This window comes from Agathobaculum sp. Marseille-P7918 (genome assembly GCF_964248325.1).
Taxonomy (GTDB): Bacteria; Bacillota; Clostridia; order Oscillospirales; family Butyricicoccaceae; genus Agathobaculum.
In genome coordinates this window covers 247,902-268,580 of record NZ_CAXTXI010000003.1, presented here as the reverse complement: position 1 = coordinate 268,580, position 20,679 = coordinate 247,902, and the positions used below count along the sequence as shown (strand labels likewise).

22 protein-coding genes are annotated in these 20,679 nt (G+C 59.4%); all 22 read right to left on the bottom strand.

Annotation, left to right across the window (positions count from 1 at the left end; all coding sequences use genetic code 11):
- Nucleotides 1-27 precede the first annotated feature (27 nt).
- Entirely contained in the window at nt 28-1,221 is a 1,194-nt protein-coding gene (locus ACESSO_RS06530) for a pyridoxal phosphate-dependent aminotransferase (RefSeq protein WP_373164293.1), read from the bottom strand.
- Nucleotides 1,222-1,364: 143 nt separating this feature from the next.
- Entirely contained in the window at nt 1,365-2,027 is a 663-nt protein-coding gene (locus tag ACESSO_RS06525; protein WP_373164249.1) for a thiamine diphosphokinase, read from the bottom strand.
- Nucleotides 1,997-2,893, bottom strand: coding sequence for a ribosome small subunit-dependent GTPase A (rsgA, locus tag ACESSO_RS06520; RefSeq protein WP_373164292.1), 897 nt, complete (start codon nt 2,891-2,893; stop codon nt 1,997-1,999). The genes ACESSO_RS06525 and rsgA overlap by 31 nt, the downstream gene beginning before the upstream one ends.
- A 19-nt stretch (nt 2,894-2,912) precedes the next feature.
- On the bottom strand, nt 2,913-4,970 hold the full coding sequence (gene pknB / locus ACESSO_RS06515) for a Stk1 family PASTA domain-containing Ser/Thr kinase (RefSeq protein WP_373164248.1): 2,058 nt from the start codon (nt 4,968-4,970) through the stop codon (nt 2,913-2,915).
- A gap of 6 nt (nt 4,971-4,976) precedes the next feature.
- On the bottom strand, nt 4,977-5,729 hold the full coding sequence (locus ACESSO_RS06510) for a Stp1/IreP family PP2C-type Ser/Thr phosphatase (RefSeq protein WP_373164247.1): 753 nt from the start codon (nt 5,727-5,729) through the stop codon (nt 4,977-4,979).
- Nucleotides 5,730-5,798: 69 nt separating this feature from the next.
- Nucleotides 5,799-6,833 carry a 23S rRNA (adenine(2503)-C(2))-methyltransferase RlmN gene (rlmN, locus tag ACESSO_RS06505; protein WP_373164246.1) on the bottom strand — a complete coding sequence of 345 codons (1,035 nt, stop codon included), beginning with the start codon at nt 6,831-6,833 and terminating at the stop codon, nt 5,799-5,801.
- Nucleotides 6,830-8,182 (bottom strand): 16S rRNA (cytosine(967)-C(5))-methyltransferase RsmB, encoded by a 1,353-nt coding sequence (gene rsmB, locus ACESSO_RS06500; protein WP_373164245.1) that lies wholly within the window; start codon nt 8,180-8,182, stop codon nt 6,830-6,832. The genes rlmN and rsmB overlap by 4 nt, the downstream gene beginning before the upstream one ends.
- On the bottom strand, nt 8,175-8,882 hold the full coding sequence (locus ACESSO_RS06495; protein ID WP_373164244.1) for a zinc metallopeptidase: 708 nt from the start codon (nt 8,880-8,882) through the stop codon (nt 8,175-8,177). Before ACESSO_RS06495 ends, rsmB begins: the two co-directional genes overlap by 8 nt.
- A 3-nt stretch (nt 8,883-8,885) precedes the next feature.
- Nucleotides 8,886-9,818: a methionyl-tRNA formyltransferase gene (gene fmt, locus ACESSO_RS06490; RefSeq protein WP_373164243.1), complete on the bottom strand. Its 933-nt coding sequence runs from the start codon at nt 9,816-9,818 to the stop codon at nt 8,886-8,888.
- Nucleotides 9,815-10,315 (bottom strand): peptide deformylase, encoded by a 501-nt coding sequence (gene def / locus ACESSO_RS06485; RefSeq protein WP_373164242.1) that lies wholly within the window; start codon nt 10,313-10,315, stop codon nt 9,815-9,817. The genes fmt and def overlap by 4 nt, the downstream gene beginning before the upstream one ends.
- Before the next feature lies 1 nt (nt 10,316).
- Nucleotides 10,317-10,925: an N-acetyltransferase family protein gene (locus ACESSO_RS06480; protein ID WP_373164241.1), complete on the bottom strand. Its 609-nt coding sequence runs from the start codon at nt 10,923-10,925 to the stop codon at nt 10,317-10,319.
- A gap of 205 nt (nt 10,926-11,130) precedes the next feature.
- Entirely contained in the window at nt 11,131-13,584 is a 2,454-nt protein-coding gene (gene priA / locus ACESSO_RS06475; RefSeq protein ID WP_373164240.1) for a primosomal protein N', read from the bottom strand.
- A 26-nt stretch (nt 13,585-13,610) separates the two neighbouring features.
- Nucleotides 13,611-14,810: a bifunctional phosphopantothenoylcysteine decarboxylase/phosphopantothenate--cysteine ligase CoaBC gene (gene coaBC / locus ACESSO_RS06470; RefSeq protein WP_373164239.1), complete on the bottom strand. Its 1,200-nt coding sequence runs from the start codon at nt 14,808-14,810 to the stop codon at nt 13,611-13,613.
- A gap of 3 nt (nt 14,811-14,813) precedes the next feature.
- A complete protein-coding gene (gene rpoZ, locus ACESSO_RS06465; protein WP_373164238.1) occupies nt 14,814-15,209 on the bottom strand; it encodes a DNA-directed RNA polymerase subunit omega in 396 nt (131 codons plus the stop codon).
- 56 nt (nt 15,210-15,265) lie between these two features.
- Nucleotides 15,266-15,832, bottom strand: a complete 567-nt coding sequence (gmk, locus tag ACESSO_RS06460; protein ID WP_373164237.1) for a guanylate kinase — start codon at nt 15,830-15,832, stop codon at nt 15,266-15,268.
- Nucleotides 15,819-16,082: an extracellular matrix/biofilm regulator RemA gene (gene remA / locus ACESSO_RS06455; protein ID WP_125115280.1), complete on the bottom strand. Its 264-nt coding sequence runs from the start codon at nt 16,080-16,082 to the stop codon at nt 15,819-15,821. Before remA ends, gmk begins: the two co-directional genes overlap by 14 nt.
- A gap of 20 nt (nt 16,083-16,102) precedes the next feature.
- Entirely contained in the window at nt 16,103-16,978 is an 876-nt protein-coding gene (locus ACESSO_RS06450; protein ID WP_373164236.1) for a YicC/YloC family endoribonuclease, read from the bottom strand.
- 14 nt (nt 16,979-16,992) lie between these two features.
- The gene (locus ACESSO_RS06445) at nt 16,993-17,499 is read right to left on the bottom strand and encodes a hypothetical protein (protein ID WP_373164235.1); all 507 of its coding nucleotides are present in this window, start codon (nt 17,497-17,499) and stop codon (nt 16,993-16,995) included.
- A gap of 1 nt (nt 17,500) precedes the next feature.
- Nucleotides 17,501-18,121, bottom strand: coding sequence for a DnaJ domain-containing protein (locus tag ACESSO_RS06440; protein ID WP_373164234.1), 621 nt, complete (start codon nt 18,119-18,121; stop codon nt 17,501-17,503).
- The gene (locus tag ACESSO_RS06435) at nt 18,108-18,992 is read right to left on the bottom strand and encodes a DUF5685 family protein (RefSeq protein WP_373164233.1); all 885 of its coding nucleotides are present in this window, start codon (nt 18,990-18,992) and stop codon (nt 18,108-18,110) included. The genes ACESSO_RS06440 and ACESSO_RS06435 overlap by 14 nt, the downstream gene beginning before the upstream one ends.
- 118 nt (nt 18,993-19,110) lie before the next feature.
- Nucleotides 19,111-19,524, bottom strand: coding sequence for a SoxR reducing system RseC family protein (locus ACESSO_RS06430; protein WP_373164232.1), 414 nt, complete (start codon nt 19,522-19,524; stop codon nt 19,111-19,113).
- An 82-nt stretch (nt 19,525-19,606) separates the two neighbouring features.
- Nucleotides 19,607-20,679 (bottom strand): NAD(P)/FAD-dependent oxidoreductase (locus ACESSO_RS06425; RefSeq protein WP_373164231.1); only part of this gene is annotated, 1,073 nt, incomplete at its 5' end.

The window sequence follows — 20,679 nt, the reverse complement described above, 5'->3', positions numbered from 1 at the left end:
AAGCACGTCCTTTTGATATGGTTCATTTTATGCGTTCTTGATGAACTCCTCCAGCCGGTCAAGGCCCTTGTCAATCTCCGCCAGCGAGGTCGCATAGCTCCAGCGGACAAAGCCCGGTGCGGCAAACGCGGTGCAAGGCACAGTCGCAACCAAGCCCTTTTCAAGGAAGAGCTGCGCAAAGTCCTCCGCGCTCTCGATTTTTCTGCCGTACATGGTCTTGCCAAGGAAGTTCTTCATGTTCATCATAACATAGAACGCGCCCTGCGGCTTGATGCAGGAAACACCTTCGATGCGGTTCATGCGCTCAACCAAATGATCGCGGCGCGCCTCGAACGCCTTCTTCATCACCTGCATATCCTCCTGCGGACCCTTGAGCGCCACAATCGCTGCATACTGCGAAATGGTCGAGGGGGCAGAAGTCGAATGGCTCAGATAATTGCTCATCACGCGCGCGAGTTCCGGGTTGGAAGCGCTGTAACCGATGCGCCAGCCGGTCATCGCGTAGCTCTTGGATACGCCGTTGACGATGATGGTGCGGTTCTTCACATCCTCATTCAGCGATGCGAAGGAGACAAACTCAATGTCGTCATAGACCAGATTGCAGTAGATTTCATCCGCGATAACATAGATGTTCTTGCGGCAGCAGACCTCCGCAATCGCTTCCAGCTCCTCGCGGGTGTAAACCATGCCCGTCGGATTGCATGGCGAGTTGAGCATAAACACCTTGGTTTTGTCCGTGATAGCCGCTTCCAGCTGCGCCGCGGTAATCTTGAAATCCTGCTCTTCTTCCGCCGTCACAATCACCGGCACCGCGCCCGCCTGCTGTACCATTTCCGAATAGCTGACCCAGTAGGGCGCCGCGATGACGACCTCATCGCCCGGGTTGCACAGCGTCATCAGCGCGATATAAACCGAGTGCTTCGCGCCCGAAGCCACGACAATCTGCTTCGGCTCATAGTCCAGACCGAAATCTGCCTTCAGTCGGTAGCACGCTGCCTCACGCAGCTCCATCAGGCCGGCTGCCGGCGTATAGCGGGTCTGGTTGTTCTCAATCGCTTCAATACCTGCCTGCTTGATGTGCTCCGGAGTCGGAAAATCCGGCTCGCCCGCGCCAAAGCCGACCACATCCTTGCCTTCTGCCTTCATCTGCTTGAACAGCGAGTCGATGACAAGCGTCGTCGATGCCTGTACCCCCGCCGCGATTCTGGAAATCGGTTTCAATGCCACTGCTCAGCACTCCCTTTTCGTCTCTCTATGGTTTTATTATATGCCTGCCGGTTTATTTTTGCAAGTCCGCGCCTGCAAAACTGCAAAACAGAAGAATAGAAAAAACCGCCGGTTTGGGCGGTTTTGGTGTGGATATTTCACAAAGCGCAGTCAAAGTCGCGCGAAAAGACGACGAGCGCACGCCCGTCCCGGATTTCAACTGTAACAACCTCGTTTGCCGTAGCCTCGTTGGAAATGGTGATCATGCCCGCGCGCGTGATCGTTGCGTCACGCAGCGGGTATTTTGCATTTTCAATCGTCACGCCATGCAGCACAGCATCCAGCGGCACAATGGAGAAATAGCGGTACGCCGCCGGCATTTTGAATTTCCGGCAGCCGCCCTCATGCAAAACGATGCGGTTTTGCCGATCGAGCACGGTCAGATGCCCGCCCATGGCATATGCTTCTTCCAGCAGCGACAGGTTGGCCAGCATGTGGTCGATGCGCCCGCCGGTCGCACAGACGAGCGTCGCCTCGGTGCAGCCGCGGCGAAATACCTCACGCAGACAGCCCTGCGTATCCGTGTCATCCTTTTCCGGCTTCAGGCGAATGACCTCCGCACCCTCGACCTCCGGCATGGAATCGCAGTCTGAAATCATAAAATCCGGATGCAGTCCAAGCGCGCGCGCATGGCGCAGACCGCCGTCCGCACAGGCAATAAGCGCGTCCGGGTGCTCTGCCAGAAACGCGCGGATGTAACCATATTCGGTTTCGGGCGCGGCCGCAAAAATCAGCGCGTGCCGCCCTTGGAAATCTCCCATTGCTTCAAATCCTTTACGCTGTCGTACAGCTTCACATAGCTTTCATGGCGGCTTCTGGCAATCTCCCCCGCTTCCACCGCCGCCAGCACTGCGCAGCCCTTTTCTTTTACATGGGCGCAGCCGGTAAACTGACATTGACCCAGATAGGGTTCAAACTCAGGAAACGCATATTGCAGATCCTCCGCCAGCACCAGATCCATCTGCTCGGTCTCAAACGAGGAAAAGCCGGGGGTATCCGCAATATACCCGCCGCCCGCAATCGGGTGCAGCTCGACGTGCCGCGTGGTATGCTTGCCGCGTCCGATGCGGTCGGAAATCGCGCCGACCGCCGCACCGAACTGCGGGTCGATGCGGTTCAGTACGCTCGACTTGCCCACGCCAGAATTGCCCGCGAAGGCAGTCACCCGCCCACGCAAACGCTCTTTGAGCGCGTCGATACCGTCGCCGGTCAGTGCGCTGACGCGCAGCACATCAATGCCGCTTTTCTGATAGGTTTCAAACAGCTCGTCTCCCGGATTTTCGTCCGTTTTATTGATGACCACCAATGCGTCGATCTCCTTATGCACCGCAATCGCCGTCACCTTGTCAATCAAAAACGGGTCGGTCACAGGCGGCGCGGCCGAGGCGACTGCCACCAGCAGGTCAAGATTGGCCACCGCGGGCCGCACCAGACTGTTTTTGCGCGGCGCAATGTCGAGCAGATAGCCCGTACCGTCCTCCGGCTGAATTTCGAGCGTCACGCGGTCTCCCACGATGGGCTTGCCCACCGTTTTCCGAAAGCGCCCGCGCGCCTTGCACTCAATCAGGCCTTCGGCGGTGTCCACATAGTAGAACCCGCCGATGCCTTTGAGAATGATCCCTTCGATCAAACCTTCGCCCCTCCCGTCAGCTGAACGTATAGGTCTGCGAGCTGGATACACCGTCCACGCTGACCGTAACCTCATGCTGTCCGGGCGTGCTGGTCAACGGTACTGAAATGCTGCCCAGACTGGTTTCATGCGTCTCGTCATACTGCACCACGCCATCCACCGAAATGACCACATGAGCCATGTCCGTATTATCCGGCAGCGTCACCGGGACGGTTGCAGAACCGGTGGTCGGTGTGGTCGGCTCCTGCGTGCTGCCGCCATTGCCGCCGCTGCTCTCACCGCCGGTATCCGGCTTTTCTTCCTGATCCGAATCATCCGGTGTGGTGGGCTGCTCGCTCTTCCCCTTGGAAATCTGAATGTTGACCGCGGTTCCTTGGCTGACCTCCGTGTCCTTGCTCACCGACTGCCAGACAACCGTACCAACGGACGCGGAGCTTTCCACCTGATCAACCGTTCCGAGCACCAGTCCCTTATCCGTCAGCGCCTTCTCCGCAGCGCTCTGCGACAGACCATACAGATTGGGCACCGTGGCCTTCTTCTCTTCCTTACCCTTGCTCAGGTAGATGGTCAGTGTCGCACCTTTTTCCAGTTCTTCTCCAGCAGCGGGATCAGTGCGGGTGATTTTGCCCGCTTCGACCTCATCACTGTATTCCTCCTGCGTCTGATAGCTGACGCCATGCTCGTCCAACATGGTCTGCGCATATTCCAGCGTGCGGCCCTTGAAGTCAATGATCTTATACGTGTCGCTGACATTATCGCCGCCCGCAGATACGGTCAGCGTGATAATCGCGCCTTTTGTAACCTTGGTTCCCGGTTCAGGGTCCTGTTCCAGAATCTCACCGACCGGCCGATCGGATTCCTGCCGTTCCGCGGCCTCCTGAATGGTAAACTGACCGGTATAAGTCGAATCAGCCATCACGTCGTCGATTGTCTGCCCGACAAGCGACGGCACCGTCAGCTTTTCCTCGCCATTGCCGCCCGTGGCAATCAACAGACCGACCACTACCAGTGCAATCACCGCCACGACTGCCACCGCGATGCCCGCGGCCAGTCCCGGCCGCTCAGCCAAGCGCTCAAAAAAGCCTTCCGGCTCACGCACCGCTGTGGCGGTCTCACGCCGCTGCGCAGCCGCGTGCGCCGCTTGTTCCTGCGCGGCTGTACGGCGCGCCGCACGCTGCACGTCGCGGCCGATGACCTGTGTTTCACCCGCTTCGTCATCCGTATAGGCATAGCCGAAGCGCGTCTGTGCATCGTTCTTGAGCTGCTCCAAATCCGCGTACAGCGCCTCCGCCGAAGCATATCGCTTGTTGATGTTCGCGCACATGGCGTGCATCACAATCTCATCCAGTCCCTTGGGGATGCCGGGCATAAGCTCACTCGGCGTGAGCGGTACAGCGTTCAGGTGCTGCATGACAACCTGCAGGGCCGTTTCGCCCTCGAACGGCAGCTTGCCGGTGAGCATTTCGTACATCACAACGCCCAGCGAGTAAATGTCCGTCCGGTAGTCAATTTTGGAGCCTTTCGCCTGCTCGGGCGAGATATAATGCACCGAGCCGATAGCTTCCTGTACCACGCGGGTTTCCTGCGTGGTTGCAAAGGACGCAATGCCGAAGTCGGTCAGCTTTGCTGTACCGTCGCGCAGAATAATAACGTTCTGCGGCTTAATGTCCTGATGGATGATGCCGCGGGAGTGCGCATGTATGAGCGCACGGCAGATCTGCTCTGCAAAGAATACGGCCTCCTGCCAGTTCAAATGGCCCTTTTTCTGCAAATATTCCTTGAGGGTGATGCCCTCAATCAGTTCCATAACGATATAATCCGTGCCGTTTTCGCTGCCAACATCATATACCGACACGATGTTATGATGGCTGAGCTTGGCGACCGCCTGCGATTCAATCGAGAATCGCTTACGGATATCCGGGTCCTTGGCATATTCGTCCTTGAGAATTTTGACGGCGACATAGCGGTTGAGCACATGGCAGCGCGCACGATAAACGACCGCCATGCCGCCCACGCCGACCACATCAATGATCTCATACCGGCCGCCGAGCAATTTGCCGATATATTTATCCATAGGGGGTTACGCCTCCTCTTCCGCGCCGCGGGTGAACAGCGCAACCGTGATATTATCGCGGCCGCCACCCTCCAGCGCGAGGGTCAGCAGCGCATCGCCCGCCAGCGCGAGCGTTTTGGCATCTTTCAGTGTCTGCGCGATTTTCTCGTCCTCGACCATGCCGGTCAACCCGTCCGAGCAAAGCAGCAGAATCTCGCCCGGCGCGAGCCGTGCTTCAAACAGATCGCCGTCCACGTCCGGCTCCACGCCGACCGCACGGGTGATCAGATTTTTTTGCGGGTGCGTGCGGGCATCCGCTTCGGTGATGCGGCCCTGACGGCGCATCTCCTCGACATAGGAGTGATCCTCGGTCAGCTGGTGCAGACGTGTACCGTCGAATAAGTAGGCGCGGCTGTCCCCGACATTCAGGATGGTTGCCTCTTCGCCCTGTACCAGCGCCGCAACCAGCGTGGTACCCATGCCGCGAAATTCGGGCTGCCGTCCGGCAAGCGAAAACACCGTGTCATTGGCTTGCACCAGCGCATATGACAGCAGTGTTTGCCTTTTTTGCGCATCCAACGCATCATTCAACGCACTGCGTGCTGCCTCCATGAACGACTGCGCGGCAAAGCGGCTGGCCACGTTGCCCGCGTTCGCGCCGCCCATACCGTCGCACACGACAAGCAGCACGGTCTGGTTATCCTCCCGCGCTTCGATTTGATAGATATCCTGATTGGTCGGGCGCACACGGCCTCTGTCCGTCAAGCCAAACCATTCCATAGGAACACCTCCAGTGTCTTGTAAGGATGATATCTCCCGTTCGGGTATCCGGTCTTGATAAAACCGGGCTTAACTCTGCTGTTTTTGCAGTTCTCTGCGGCGCAGCTGGCCGCAGGCGGCATCAATGTCCGGGCCAAGCCGACGGCGCACGGTCGCAGTCACGCCGCGCTTTTCCAGCGCCTGCTGAAAACGGCGCACCGCCTCGGGCCGCGAAGGCCGCAGCGGGCTTTCCGCCACCTCGTTGAGCGGAATGAGATTGACGTGCGCGGGCCTGCCGCGCAGGAGCGCAGCCAGCTTTTCCGCCTGCCATGGGCGGTCGGTCTTATCACGCGCCATCATGTACTCGTAGGAAATGCGCCGCCCGGTCGTGTCAAAGTAGTATCGACAGGCACGCATCAGCCGCTCGACCGGATACGCGTCGTTCACCGGCATGATAGACGAGCGCGTCTCGTCGTCCGGTGCGTGCAGCGACACCGATAAGGTTATCTGCAATTTTTCTCCCGCCAGCTTCTCTATTTTATCAGCAATTCCGCTTGTTGACAAGGAAATATGGCGCTGTCCGATATTGATGCCCTCGGGACAGCTGACCAGATGCAGGAATTTGAGCACGTTATCGTAGTTATCGAGCGGCTCACCCGTGCCCATCAGCACAATGTTGGACACCGTCTCACCGCTGTCCTTCTGCATAAACAACACTTCATCGAGGATTTCTCCTGCGGACAGGTGGCGTTTGAGTCCGTTTAATCCAGAAGCGCAGAACTTGCACCCCATCCGGCAGCCGACCTGCGTGGATACGCAGACCGACACGCCATGCTCGTAGTGCATCAAAACAGACTCGACGCAGTCGCCATCCCGCAGCCACCACAGGTATTTGACCGTACCGTCCACCTGACTGACCTGCTTGCGCGCCACCTGCGGCACAGTCAGCACAAAGCGTTCGGCAAGCCGCGCGCGCAGGTCTTTGGACAGGTTGGACATCTCTTCAAAGGACTCTACCCCTTGGTGGAGCCATTTGAAGATCTGTCCCGCGCGGAAAGGTTTTTCGCCCATCTGGGCAAGCTCGGCTTTCAGTTCTTCGATTGTCAGGGACTTGATTTCTGTCATGCGTTCTTCTTCCTCATTTTGGCGATAAAAAAACCGTCGGTCTGATGTACGGGCGGCAGCAGTGTCACCATGCCGTCCTCGCGTGCGCCGCATACCTTATGCTCCCACGGCACAGCTTCAAACGACGGATTCGCCGCCAGAAATGCGCGGACAATGTCCTCGTTTTCGCGCTGCAAAATCGTGCAGGTCGAATAGACCAGCGTGCCGCCTTCTTTCACATACTGCGCGCAGTTTTGCAAAATTTTCGCCTGCAAGGCGGGCAAATTTTCCAGTTCCGCCGGGTCTTTGTAGCGGATTTCGGGCTTTTTGCGGATAATACCCAGCCCCGAGCACGGCACGTCGCACAGCACTACGTCTGCTGTGCCCTTCCATTCCTCGCGCGGCGCGGAAGCATCCTGCAAAGCAGTCTGGATATTCGCAAGCCCCAGCCTCTGCGCGCCCTCGCGGATGCGGGTCAGCTTATGTTCGTATATGTCGCACGAAGTAACGCTACCGTGCCCTTGCATGCGCCCTGCCATGGCAAAGCTCTTGCCGCCGGGCGCGGCGCAGCAGTCCAGCACCGTGTCACCCGGCTTGGGGTCGGCCACCGCAGCCGCGAGCGCGCTTGCCGCATCCTGCACGGTGATTTCGCCCGCCTGAAACGCAGGCGTTGCCGCCGCGTCCCCGCCGGTGCAAAGCAGAATGTCGTCAAACGCCGGATGCACCTGCACGGCCATCTCCGCGCTTTCAAGCGCCGCGCGCGCGGCCTCCGGCGTGGTTTTCAAAAGGTTGACCCGCACGGACACCGGCGTGTCCGCGTTGTCCGCCTGACACAGCTTTTCGGCCATTTTCTGCCCGAACTGCGCCGACCACAGACGCACCAGCCATTCGGGATGGCTGTACCGCAACGCATAGTAGCTTTCCTTGTCCGGGCAGTCGAGCACGGGCAGGCTGCCGCTCTGTACGGCATCCGCCGCGTGCCGCAGCACGGCGTTCACAAACGAAACCGTGCGTCTGTCTGCACGGCAGTACCGCCGCACCAGCTCCACTGTCTCCGCGACTGCGGCGTGCGGCGGGATTTTATCCATCAAAATCAGCTGATACAGTCCCATGCGCAGGCAGATGCGCACGCGCGGCGCGATTTTCTTGAGCCGCACACTGGAAAAGCGCCGCAGATACCAGTCCAGCAGCAGCTCGTTCTGCACCGTGCCGTACACCAGCCGGGAGGCCAGCGCCGCGTCCCGGTTTTCGAGCGCCGCGCGGGCAAGACACTGATGCAGCGCGCCGTCCGACCACGCGCCGTCCTCGTCCATTGCAAACAGCGCAAAGGCTGCGGCTTCGCGCGCCGTGCGCGGGCGTTTGTCAGTCATCTCGTCTCCGTCCTCCAAAAATCAGCAGCAGTCGCAAAAGCTGCGCGAGCGATACCGCAAGCGCGGCGACATAGGTCATTGCGGCGGCGGTCAGTGTCTTTTTCGCCATCGGATATTCGTCCTCGTAAAGCAGATTGCGCTCACGGATGGCCGCCAGCGCGCGACGCGATGCGTCCAGCTCGACCGGCAGCGTCACCAGCTGAAATACGGTCGAAAGTGCGAACGCTAGAATACCGACATTGATAAACACCTCGGAATTGAACACCAAACCGAGCAGAATCAGCGGGAACGCCGCCATCGATCCGAACTGCGTCAGTGGAATGATGGCCGAGCGCAGCCGGATGGGGAAATAACCAACCGCGTGCTGCACCGCGTGTCCCGCCTCGTGTGCGGCCACGCCGACCGACGCGACCGAGGTCGAGTCATACACTGCGTCCGACAACCGAATAACGTTCGAGCGCGGGTCAAAATGGTCGGTTAAGCGACCGGACACGCGCTCGATACGCACGCCGGTCACGCCGTTCGCCCGCAGCACGGCATCCGCCGCCTGCGCGCCGCTCAAACCGCGGCGATTGAGCACCTGCGAATATTTACCGAAGGTGCTTTTGACTTTGCTCTGCGCCCAGAACGCCAGAATGATGCAAGGAACCACCAGCACGATATAATACATATCGATACCGTAATAACCAAAATAAGGCATAATTTACTCCTTTGATTCGCCCAAAACGGTTGCTTTCTCCACCGCATGACCACGCAGGAAATCCGCGCTCTTCATGCGTTTGCCGCCAACCAGTTGAATCTCTTCGAGTGCCAGCGCCCCCGCGCCGCACGCGACCACAAGCCCCTTTTTCGCATCGCTCACCAGCACTTCGCCCGGCTTGCCTTTGCCGTCCACCGGCTGCGCCGCATACACCTTAACCCGCGCGCCATCCAGCGTCGTCAGGGCGACTGGCCACGGATTAAGCCCGCGAATCAGACAATCAATCTCATGCGCGGACTTGGACCAGTCGATCACCGCCATCTGCTTATCCAGCATGTGCGCATAGCAGCTTTGGCTGTCATCCTGCGGGGTAGGAACGATGGTATCCAGTTGGACAATGGTACGCACCAGAAGTTCCGCGCCCGCCTGCGCCAGCCGGTCGAACAACTCGCCCGCGGTCTCCCGCGCGCCGACCTCGGTTTCGTACTTCAGCAGCATGTCGCCCGTGTCCAGCCCCTCCGCCATCAGCATGGTCGTCACGCCTGCTTTTTGGTCGCCCGCAATGACCGACCACTGAATGGGCGCGGCGCCGCGCCAGCGCGGCAACAGCGAACCATGCACATTGATGCATCCGCGCGGCGGGATATCCAGCACAGCCTTCGGCAGCAGCTTGCCATAGGCCACCACAATGATAACCTCAGGTGCAAGCGCGCGCAGCCGCGCCTGTTCGTCCTCGTTTTTGAGCGTCTGCGGCTGATAAACCGGGATGTTATGCTCCAGCGCCAGCGTTTTCACCGGCGGCGGGGTCAGAATCTGCTTGCGGCCCTGCGGCTTATCGGGCTGAGTGTAAACCGCACACACCTCATGTCCCGCGTCAATGAGCGCCTGCAGGCTCGGCACGGCGAAATCCGGCGTGCCCATGAATACGATTCTCATTCCGCATCGCCCTCATCGCCTTGCTGCAAGTCCTCGGGATCGACATACTCCTCTACCTTCTCGGTAAACAGATGGCCGTCGAGATGCTCGGTCTCATGGCAGAAGCACTGTGCGACAATGCCCTCGCCCTCGCGCTCAAACCAGTTGCCGTCGCGGTCCTGCGCACGGATTTTGGCCCAGGTCGGGCGGGTAACATAGCCGTATACGCCCGGCACGGACAGACAGCCCTCAACGATGCGCTGCTCTCCGCGCGTTTCGATCACCTCAGGGTTGACCAGCTCGATCAGCTCCTCCGGCTCGGTGTTAACGTCCAGCAGCACGACCACACGGCGCAATACACCGACCTGCGGTGCGGCAAGACCGACGCCGCCCGAATCCTCCAGCGTCTCGCGCATGTCGTCGAGCAGCGTGTGCAGACGCGCATCGAATTTTTCCACCTTGCGGCTGTGCTTCAAAAGCTGTTCATCGCCCTGTGTCAGAATTTTACGAAGTGCCATGTCAGTTCAGTCCTCCATCCTTCAGCATTGCCGTATACCGGCGCAAACATTCCTGTATTTTTTCTTCTTCGAGTTTGGGAAACGGCACGACCGGCTGCGCCGGTCCGTCCCCGCCCATACGCTTTTCAAACCATCCCACGTCGTGCCACCGCTCAAACTTCCAGCCCGAACCATGCCACACGCCCGTGAGTACAAAGCCCAGCTTTTCGTGCAGGCATCGGCTTTTTTCGTTCGGCAGCGTGACGCAGCCGTACAAAATACGTACATTCTGCCTTTCCAGCAGATCGATGAGGCAGCGGTACAACGCCGTACCAACGCCGTATCCCTGCGCCGCAGGCGCAAGATAAATCGAAAGCTCGACCGCCCAGTCGTATGCCGCGCGCTCACGAATGTGATGCGCATAAGCATAGCCGACCGGCTTTCCGTCCCATTCGCACACAAGATAGGGAAACTGCGTGAGCGTGTCCGTGATGCGCGCGGCAAATTCCTCTGCCGCGGGCACCTCATATTCGAATGTGATAACCGTATCCGTGATGTACGGCTCATATATTTCCAGCAGCGCAGCCGCATCGTCTGCCACTGCCCGACGGATGGTAAATGATTGATGCATATCGTTTCCTCCGCGCCCTCGGCGCGCATTTATTCGCAAAGCAAGATAACATCTTGCTTTGCATAAAAAACCGGGAGCATGTATCACGGTTTTTATACCAGTGCGCAGCAAAGTGTGCCTGCAAGGCGCGCTTTGCGCAGCTTTGGATGCATCCGCGCGCTGCGCGGTGCATCCCCTCGATTGGGACTGTATATCCCAATCGAAGCTATAGATCGGGGTTTTCGTCTGCAAACAAGGTGATTCCCCGGTTTTTGCTGTCCTGCAAAAACTCACGCATGACGCCTGCAATCAGTGCGCGCCAGCGTGCCGTATTTTGTGCGCGCATGGTCAGATGATAGCGGTATCGCCCCATCACCTTGACCATCTGCGCCGCCGCCGGACCCAGCACAGGCGCTTTCACGTCCGCATACTGCCCTTCCATCAGGCTTTGCAGACGGGTTTTGAGGGAAAGCAGACTTGCCAGCACCTGCTGTTCAACCTCACCCACTGCGGTCAGCACGGTCAAGTCGCAGACCGGCGGGCATTGCAGCGCCTGACGCGTTTCCATCTCACGCTCGTAAAACGCTTCGTAGTCCTGCCGCGCGGCGGTCAGGATGACCGAATGCGTCGGGCTGTATGTCTGGATAACCGCCTTGCCCGTATCGAATCGCCGTCCCGCGCGTCCAACCACCTGCGTGATGAGCGAAAACGTGCGCTCGCGCGCGCGGTAGTCCTGCGCATAGAGACTTTGGTCGGCATCCAGCACGCCGACGAGTGTCACGTTCTCGAAATCCAGCCCCTTGGTCACCATCTGCGTACCGAGCAGGATGTCCGCGCCGCCCTTTGCAAACTGTGTCAGCAGCTTTTCGTGCGCGCCCTTGGTGGTCATCGTGTCCGCATCCATGCGCAGTACGCGCGCGGACGGAAATTTTTCGTGCAATTCCTGTTCGACCCGCTGCGTGCCGGGTGTTTCAGTGAACAAACTGGTGCCGCCGCAGACCGGACAGGTGCCTGTGATTTTAACCGATGCGCCGCAATAGTGACACATCGCACGGCCGGAAGCCGAGTGGTAAGTCATGCTTGTCGAACACGACGGGCATTCCGGCACCCAGCCGCACAGCGCGCAACCAATCACGCGGCTGTTGCCGCGCCGGTTGAGGAACAGAATCGACTGTTTTCCCTTGTTCAGCGTGTCAATCAGATCGCTTTCCAGCTGCTGACCGATGACACCGCTGCGCCCTTCGCGGGCCTGTCCGCGCAAATCTGCAATCTGCACCTCGGGCAGGCTGGTTCCCATAAACCGCTCGGTGAGCGAAAACACCGGATATTTGCCCTGCTTTGCCCCGTAATACGTCTCTACCGACGGGGTCGCGGAGCCGAGCACAAGCAGCGCACTTTCGTGTGCAGCGCGGTACTTTGCCACGTCGCGCGCATGGTAGCGCGGGGACTGCTCGGATTTATACGCACCGTCCTGCTCCTCGTCGAGGATGAGCACCCCAAGGCGCTCAACCGGCGCGAACACCGCCGAGCGCGTCCCAATAACGACGCGCGCGCGGCCGGATTTAATTTTTTTGAAGCTGTCATACCGTTCTCCGGCCGACAGCGCGGAGTGCAGCACAGCAACTGTGTCGCCAAACTGTGCGGCAAACTGCCGCATGACCTGAGGCGTCAGACCGATCTCAGGCACAAGCACAATTGCGCTTTTGCCCTGCTCAAGCGCGTGCGCAATGAGCTTCAGATACACCTGCGTTTTGCCGCTGCCGGTTACGCCAAACAACAGCGCCGCGCGCGGTGCGTCCTCGTCCATCAAAGCAGCAAGGCCGTCATACGCCTGCTGCTGCTGTGTGCTGAGTACCGGAGGCGGTGCAGGCGGCACCTCGGAAAAGTCCGGCGTGCGCAGGCGTTCCTCCTGCCGCGTACGCAGCATGCCCTTCTTCACCATGTCGCGCAGCGCCGCATCGGTCACGCCGGTCATGTAAACCAACTCTTTCTGGCTCATCCAGCCGCCGTCTGCCAGCACCGACACCACATCCAGCCGTGCAGGACTGCGGCGGCTGATGCGCGCCATCGCCTCCCCCGCCTCCATGTCGAGCGCAAGCATCTTCTCGGTCTTGTCACCCGATTTCTGCACGGTATTGCTGTGGTAAATCAGCACGCCCTCGCCTGTCAGCGCATCCAGCACACGGGTGACGCTCTTGCCGCTCAGCCGCTGCCGGATATCGGATACCGCCAGCGTTTGCCCCGGCTGGTCAAACAGCGAGAGCACGCGCCCCGCGTCCCCGTCCCGCTGCCGCAGCGCGGCAAGGTCGATGTCGGGTGCGAGGGTGTACGTCTCGTTGCGCTTAAACCACAGTCCCGCGGGCAGCATGACGTGCACGCAGTCGAAAAACGTACAGTATAGCCGCTCGCGCATCCACGCGGCGAGCTTGAGCTGCTGCGCGGTCAAAATCGGCGTGTCGTCCAGCACTTCGATGACCGGTTTGAGCTTGTGTCCGCCCGCATCCTCTCGGAACGCGAGTACAACCGCTTCCGCCCGTTTATTGCCAAAGCCGAACGGCACGAGAACACGGGTGCCGATTTGCACCTGTTCCCGCAGCTCGTCCGGCACACGGTAGGAGTACAGCTTGTCGATGGCGTAGGTCGCGGCGTCCACGGCGACCGCGCAAATCTGTTCCGTCAACCGCTATACTCCTTTCTCTTTCCAGTTTAGTTTGCCCGCATGGCCAGCAGGCGGTCAAAAATCACGTCCGCCACGTCCTCTTTGGGCATGAGCGGTGGGTTTTCGCGCGTCCCATCCGCAAAGAGCAGCGTCACAGCGTTGGTGTCTGTGCCGAATCCCGCACCCTTGTCGCGCAAAGAATTGGCGACCAGCATATCGCAGTTTTTGCGGCGCAGCTTGTCGACGGCGTTCTCCAGCAGATTCTGCGTCTCCATCGCAAAGCCGCAAAGCTGCTGTCCCGGACGTTTATTCCGCCCCAACTCGGCCAGAATGTCCGGATTTCGCACCAGAGCGACGGACAAATCATCATCGCTCTTTTTCAGCTTTTCGTCTGCCGTCTGCGCCGGCCGGTAATCGCCCACCGCGGCGGCCTTGATGATGATATCCTGCGTGTCCGCGCGGGAAATCACTGCGTCGTACATATCGCGCGCCGAGACAATGTCCACGCGCTCAACGCCGGGTGGCGTTTGCAGCGCAGTCGGGCCGGAGACCAGCGTCACCTCGGCTCCGCGCATGGCTGCACGCGCCGCAATGGCGTAGCCCATCTTGCCCGTCGAATGGTTGGACAGAAAGCGCACCGGGTCAAGCGCCTCCTGCGTGGGTCCGGCGGTCACCAGCACGCGCAGTCCCTTGAGGTCCTGCGGCGTGAGCGCCTGCTCGATGCCGTGCAGCAGCGTCGGCGTATCCGGCAGCTTGCCGCGCCCCGTATCGCCGCAGGCGAGGTGTCCCGCCGCCGGGTCGACGATGTGAAATCCCCGCGCACGCAGAGTGTTCAGATTTTGCTGCGTGACCGGATTGTCGTACATTCCGGTGTTCATCGCAGGCGCGATGACAACCGGCGCTTTGGTCGCCAGCAGCGTGGTCGAAACCATATCATCCGCAATGCCGTGCGCCGCTTTGGCAATAATATTCGCGGTTGCGGGTGCGATAACAAACACATCCGCGGCTTTCGCCAGCGAGATATGCTCCACCTCCCACGCAAAGTTGCGGTCGAAGGTGTCCACCACCGTGCGATATCCGGATAGGGTTTCAAACGTGATGGGAGAAATGAACTGCGTGGCTGATTCGGTCATCAGCACACGCACCGTCGCCCCCGCCTGACGCAGTTTGCTGGTCAGGTCGGCGGCTTTATAGGCCGCGATGCCGCCCGTCACGCACAGCACCACGGTTTTCCCAGCCAGAAGCATGGCTCAGCGGTCCTCCTCCGGCACATCGCCTTCGTCCAGCTCATGGTCGTCAAACTCGTCCAGACGGCGGGTTTCTTCCTCCTCCTGCACTTCGGCATTATCCTCGTCGGAAACCGCGCCCTCTTCGTCATCCAAATCAATGGTGTCGTCCACATCGACCATCGCCGCCGCAATCGCATTATTCTGCGCAATCACCGGCGTGGTTTTCGGACCCGGACGATAGACAATTGTGCCGGCTGCAATCTCATCGAGCGCCAGCTTTACCGCCTTATCCGGCAGCTGCTCGCCGCTCGTCTCCGCCTGATCGGCAATATCACGAGCGCGCTGCGCAGCCAGATTGACCAGCAGATAGCGGTTGCCCACACGTTTCATCAGTTCCTGCATCGAAGGTTTCAGCATAGTAATCCAATCTCCTTATATTACCCTTTGTATCATTTATGAAAAGAACTGCGCCGTTATGTACGGCGCTTTGCCAGAATGCCCTTGAGTTCCTCCACGGCCCGGTCCAGCTCATCGTTGACAACAACATAATCAAACCGGTCCTGGAATTTCAGCTCCTCTTTGGCGGTTTCCAGACGCTTGAGCACCTTTTCCTCGTCCTCGGTGCCGCGTCCGCGCAGCCGCGCGGCCAGCTCTTCAAACGAGGGCGGCGCGATGAATACCATCACTGCATCCGGCCGCTTTTCATGCACCTGCATCGCGCCCTGCACCTCGATCTCGAGAACCACGTCAAAGCCTTGCTCCAGCTTTTCGTTGACCGGCGCTTCCAGCGTGCCGTAATAATTATCCACATAGCGCGCATGCTCCAGAAAGGCGTTCTGCGCAATTTTTTCCTCAAATTCCGCCTTGGAGAGAAAGTAATACTGCACGCCGTCTGTTTCACCCGGACGCGGCGCGCGCGTGGTCGCGGAAATCGAATAGAACAGGCGGTCATCCTGTTCCTGCAGGCGCGAGAGCAACGTCCCTTTGCCCGCGCCCGACGGGCCGGTAAATACATATAAAGTTCCCTTACGCATCTTCACTCGCTCCTTCCTCCGCATCGCCTGCAAAACGGGCCGCCACTGTTTCCGGCTGCAAGGCACTCAGCACCACATGGTCGCTGTCCATAATCAACACGGCGCGCGTGCGGCGTCCATAGGTGCCGTCAATTACCATGCCGCGGTCGCGCGCCTCCTGCACGGTGCGCTTAACCGGCGCGGACTCCGGACTGACAATGGCAATCAGCCGCGACGAGGCCACCATATTGCCGAACCCGATGTTAATGAGCTTCACCCGTGCCGCCCCCTAAAAAATTATTCGATATTCTGAATCTGTTCGCGGATTTTCTCAATCTCGCTCTTAATATCCACTACGATGCGCGCCATGGCCACATCGTTCGCCTTAGAGCCGATGGTGTTGGCCTCACGATTCATCTCCTGCACGAGGAAATCCAGCTTGCGGCCGACCGGCTGCGTCTCTTTGAGCATCTCATCCATCTGGTGCAGATGGCTGCGCAGGCGCACGGTTTCCTCATCGACCGCGGTCTTATCCGCATAAATGGCCGCTTCGGTCAAGATACGCGTCTCATCGATGCTGGTATCCGCCAGCACCTCCTGCATACGGGCCAGCAGCTTTTCACGATATTCCTTGACCCGCTCAGGCGAGCGCGTCTCTACTTCACCGACCATGCGCTCAATCGCCGCGCAGCGGCTGCGCACATCCTCGGCGAGCTTTTCGCCCTCGCGCAAACGCATCTGGTTAAACCCGTCGCACGCCTCGTCAAACACCGCAAGCACGTCGCGCGTCATGGCTTCAGCGTCCTGCTCAATGCGCTCGGAACCGAGCACGTCCGGCAGCTTGGCCAGCGTTGTAACGGTCACATCGTCACGCAGGCCGTAGGTCTCACTCAGGTCGTGCAGCGCGTCCAGATAGCGCTTTGCCAGCTGATGGTTGACCGTGACAGCCACATCGCCGCCTTCCTCAACCTCTACGCTGACAAAAACCTCTACCTTACCGCGTGCAATACAGGCGGCTGCGGCCTTTTTGACCGCGTCATCCAGAAAGCCGTACTGCCGCGGCGCTTTCACCGTGCAGTCCAGATAACGGTGATTGACGGCGCGCAGCTCGACCGTGATGGTCTTGCCGTCCCGTTCCTCTTTCGCACGGCCGTAGCCGGTCATACTTTTCATATTGTTTCCCCTTTTCAATCGGGCGGCAGGCTTCTGCGCAGCATTGCGATCAGCCGTGACAGCGCCACGTCATAGATAATAAATGTGATATCGGCAGCAACCCATACGGCTACTATCCGGACAAAGCCGGTAATGGCAAACTGCGGCAGAAAAACGAGTACGGCAAGCGCAGCCGCTATCACCAGCGCGATATTGAAATATGCCAGCTTCATACTCGTCTGCGTCCGGCGCGGTGCATAGCACTCTATGCAGAATTTCACAATAGGATACAAGCCACAAAACAGCACATAGGCCGCAACCACAATCTTGCGCGGCACAAGCAGCGCAGACAGGATTGATACCGCCAGATACAACGTCACCGCGGTTTTCAGCCGCGCGCGCCGCAGCAGCGGCACGGCCGAGGCAACGCCCGCCACCAGGCAGGCCGCCGGACCGATATAGGTGACCGTTCCGCCTACATATAAAAGCGCCACGGCTGCTGCGGCCAGCAGGCCGCCGCGCGCGATTTCCTTCGTCTTCATATCAGCAGCCCGCGTTGCAGCATGCGTTCAGGCAGCAGTTGCAGACCGCCAGCTGCACGCAGAAGTCACACAGATTGGCCTCCTGCATGGGGCGATAACCGCCGTAGCCGCCAGACATGTTCAGGTTGTTGAGCGCAGTGCGGTATTCCATGTTGGACGGGTCCATCTGACAGGCCTGTGTATAGGCCCGCGCGGCCTCGTCATACCAGCCCTTGCGGTAATATACCGTACCCATCAGGTAAAACCACTCGGCATCGCGGCCATTTGCGCGCTGCAAAAGCGCCTCCGCCATGCCCAGATTGCCCTGATTAATCGCCTGCCGCACTTGGCTGTACAGCGAAGCATTCGCACCCGAATAAGCACGCTGCTGCTGGCTGCCGCCATACTGCTGCCCGCCGTACTGCTGTCCGCCCGACGCACCGGACGAGCTTTTACCCGCGCGCTCGTTCATAATCATATCGTAGGCCTCGTTGATTTCCTTCATGCGGGCCTCCGCCAGATCAGCCAGCGGGTTGTTGATATAGTTGTCGGGATGATACTTGCGCGCCAGTTCGCGGTAAGCGCGTTTGACGTCGTCGTCGCTTGTCTGCGGCGTAACGCCGAGCACCTTATAGGGATCCATGTTTGCCCCATCCTCCGTTCGTTTGGTACGTCCCGTCCAGCACCTGTTTCGTCACCAGCGGCATACCCAGAAAAATAATATTGCGGATCAGGTCCGCGTCCCGCCCCATATCCAGCAGGTCATACGCCATGCAGATATCGGCGAGCGACCGCTCCAGCGTACGCTCAAGCGGCTGTCTTATCTCTGTCAGATCCGGCGTGCGCAGGCCATAGCGCAGCGCCACCGGATTATAATTGTCCTGTTCCAGATCCTCTGCCACATCCTGTGCGGCATCAAGCAGATAAATCCACCGCCCGATATGGTAAAACATCTGCCGAAGCACGCGCTCACGCGCATCTCCGGTGTGCGGCACTGCCGCCGCCGTCAGCCGTGCAGAAGCGTCTGCCGCACGGTCCATCGAATCACATTTTTCGCGTTCAAGCTGCTGCAAATCGTCCAGCGCCTGCACCATTTCGCTATCTGCCTCGGGCAGACGCGCCCGCGCGCGTTCGTATCCGCGCCGTCCCATACGACACAGCAGCCATGCCAAAGCGCGTTTCGGTCCTTTTTCATCGGCCAAACTGTCACGGAATTTGTGATAGGTGAGCAGCACGCTCACATCCGCCGCCAGCTCCAGCGCTTCGTCGGGCGCGGCACATGCACGACGCGTCAGCGGATGCGCGTCGCATCGTTTGCGACACGGCGGTGCGGTTACTTCCTCACCGCAGCCGGCCACCAGCGCGAAAAAGGTCATGTCATAGCTCAGAAACAGGGTATAAAACCGACCATACCGCGCACGGATTGCATGACACAGCCCGCAATAGACCTGCTGGAACCGGTCTGCCTCTTTTACCCGCAATTCGGGCTTCACCGGACGGATAAAGCCAAACATTTCACAACCCTTTCCCGCCGTGTTTACGCACGGCCTTGCGTATTCAATCTATTTTACCGAACTTTCTCCGATAGCACAAGGGCAAACGGCACAAAATCAGTAAAAATTCACAAAAAATTCAGAGCTTTTTTGTAATTTCAAACGGCACGCTGTTTTTCCGCTTCATCTCACGGCTGAAAAGAATCGCTGCCACGATGCCTGCGGCAAACAATACACCGCCACACAGCGCGGATACGCCCGCGCCCTTTTGCAGCGCGCTGCCCGCGCCGTAACCGACAAAAAACAGCACCACCGGCAGTAAATACACCAGGCCTGCATAGCTGAGCACCTGTCCGGTTTCGCCCTCAATCAGCACGCGCTCACCCACCTGCGCCGCCGCGCGGTTGCGCGCGGTGACGTACAGCGTCTGCGTCTCCAGTCCGCCGCAGCCGCCGCACTTGGCGCAGTCATGCCCGCAGGCCGATCGGCGGGTCACTTCAATTTCCGCCATGCCGCCGGGCAGTATCTTTTTAATTGTTCCCTGTTGGGTCAATGGTATCGCCTCTTTTATATAACTTTTTATAGGTTTTTCGCGCCGCTGCGCGGCGCATCCCCATTAATTGAAACTATACGTTTCAATCGAAGGGCTGAAATTCTTCCATAATCCGATGGGCGGCCCGGATGCCGTCCACCGCCGCGGACATGATACCGCCCGCGTAGCCCGCGCCCTCGCCGCAGGGAATCATCCCCGCGCAGCCAAGACCGAACAAATCATCTCCACGCTTCATACGCACCGGAGAGGACGTGCGAGTCTCCGGCCCGGTCAGCAGCGCGTCGGCCGCATCGAAGCCGCGGATTTTTCTTCCGAAATACGGCAGACTGTCCCGCAGCATATCCTGTGCAAAGGATGGCAGACAGGCCGCTGCTTCGCCAAACTGCACACCCAACGGGTAGCTTGGCTGCACCACGCCCGCGCATGTGCTCGGCTGTCCCGCCAGAAAATCGCCCACGCGCTGACAGGGCGCACGGTACGACCCGGTCTGCGCAAACGCTGCGCGCTCGATACGTCGCTGCAAGGCCACGCCGCCGAACGGCGTTCCGTCGTCAAAATCCGCCGGGTCAACCGACACCGCGAGTGCGGAATTGGCGTTTTTGCCATCGCGCGCATGATAGCTCATGCCGTTGGTAACGACTGTATGCTCCTCGCTCTGCGCCGCGACGACCACGCCGCCCGGACACATGCAGAACGAATAGCAGGCTCGTCCGCCCTCGCGGCGGGACAGGTTGTATTCCGCAGGCGGCAAAAGCGGATGCCCCGCATACTTTCCGTACAGCGCGCGGTCCATCTCGCTTTGCAGATGCTCAATGCGCACGCCAACCGAAAATGCCTTCGGCTCAAAGTATACCCCGTTTTGGTGCAGTGCATCAAAGGTATCGCGCGCCGAGTGGCCGATGGCCAGCACCGCCCGCTCGCAGGCAATCTCATCACCGCCCGCCTGTATGCCGCGCAGCGTACCATTTTTGACCGAAACACCGGTCAGGCGTGTGTGAAACCGCACTTCACCGCCGTTTTGAATGATTTCGCGCCGCATGGCACGCACTACATTTTTCAGAATATCCGTACCCACATGAGGCTTGGCCTTTTTGACGATATCCACCGGCGCGCCGTGCGCGGCCAGCGTTTCCAGCACGGTATCGCACAGAGGGT

Coding starts and splice junctions, on each gene's coding strand:
- ACESSO_RS06525 (WP_373164249.1), bottom strand. CDS start 2,027: ATGGGAGATTTCCAAGGGCGGCACGCGCTGATTTTTGCGGCCGCGCCC.
- pknB (WP_373164248.1), bottom strand. CDS start 4,970: ATGGATAAATATATCGGCAAATTGCTCGGCGGCCGGTATGAGATCATT.
- ACESSO_RS06510 (WP_373164247.1), bottom strand. CDS start 5,729: ATGGAATGGTTTGGCTTGACGGACAGAGGCCGTGTGCGCCCGACCAAT.
- rlmN (WP_373164246.1), bottom strand. CDS start 6,833: ATGACAGAAATCAAGTCCCTGACAATCGAAGAACTGAAAGCCGAGCTT.
- rsmB (WP_373164245.1), bottom strand. CDS start 8,182: ATGACTGACAAACGCCCGCGCACGGCGCGCGAAGCCGCAGCCTTTGCG.
- ACESSO_RS06495 (WP_373164244.1), bottom strand. CDS start 8,882: ATGCCTTATTTTGGTTATTACGGTATCGATATGTATTATATCGTGCTG.
- fmt (WP_373164243.1), bottom strand. CDS start 9,818: ATGAGAATCGTATTCATGGGCACGCCGGATTTCGCCGTGCCGAGCCTG.
- def (WP_373164242.1), bottom strand. CDS start 10,315: ATGGCACTTCGTAAAATTCTGACACAGGGCGATGAACAGCTTTTGAAG.
- ACESSO_RS06480 (WP_373164241.1), bottom strand. CDS start 10,925: ATGCATCAATCATTTACCATCCGTCGGGCAGTGGCAGACGATGCGGCT.
- coaBC (WP_373164239.1), bottom strand. CDS start 14,810: ATGCTTCTGGCTGGGAAAACCGTGGTGCTGTGCGTGACGGGCGGCATC.
- rpoZ (WP_373164238.1), bottom strand. CDS start 15,209: ATGCTGAAACCTTCGATGCAGGAACTGATGAAACGTGTGGGCAACCGC.
- ACESSO_RS06450 (WP_373164236.1), bottom strand. CDS start 16,978: ATGAAAAGTATGACCGGCTACGGCCGTGCGAAAGAGGAACGGGACGGC.
- ACESSO_RS06445 (WP_373164235.1), bottom strand. CDS start 17,499: ATGAAGACGAAGGAAATCGCGCGCGGCGGCCTGCTGGCCGCAGCAGCC.
- ACESSO_RS06440 (WP_373164234.1), bottom strand. CDS start 18,121: ATGGATCCCTATAAGGTGCTCGGCGTTACGCCGCAGACAAGCGACGAC.
- ACESSO_RS06435 (WP_373164233.1), bottom strand. CDS start 18,992: ATGTTTGGCTTTATCCGTCCGGTGAAGCCCGAATTGCGGGTAAAAGAG.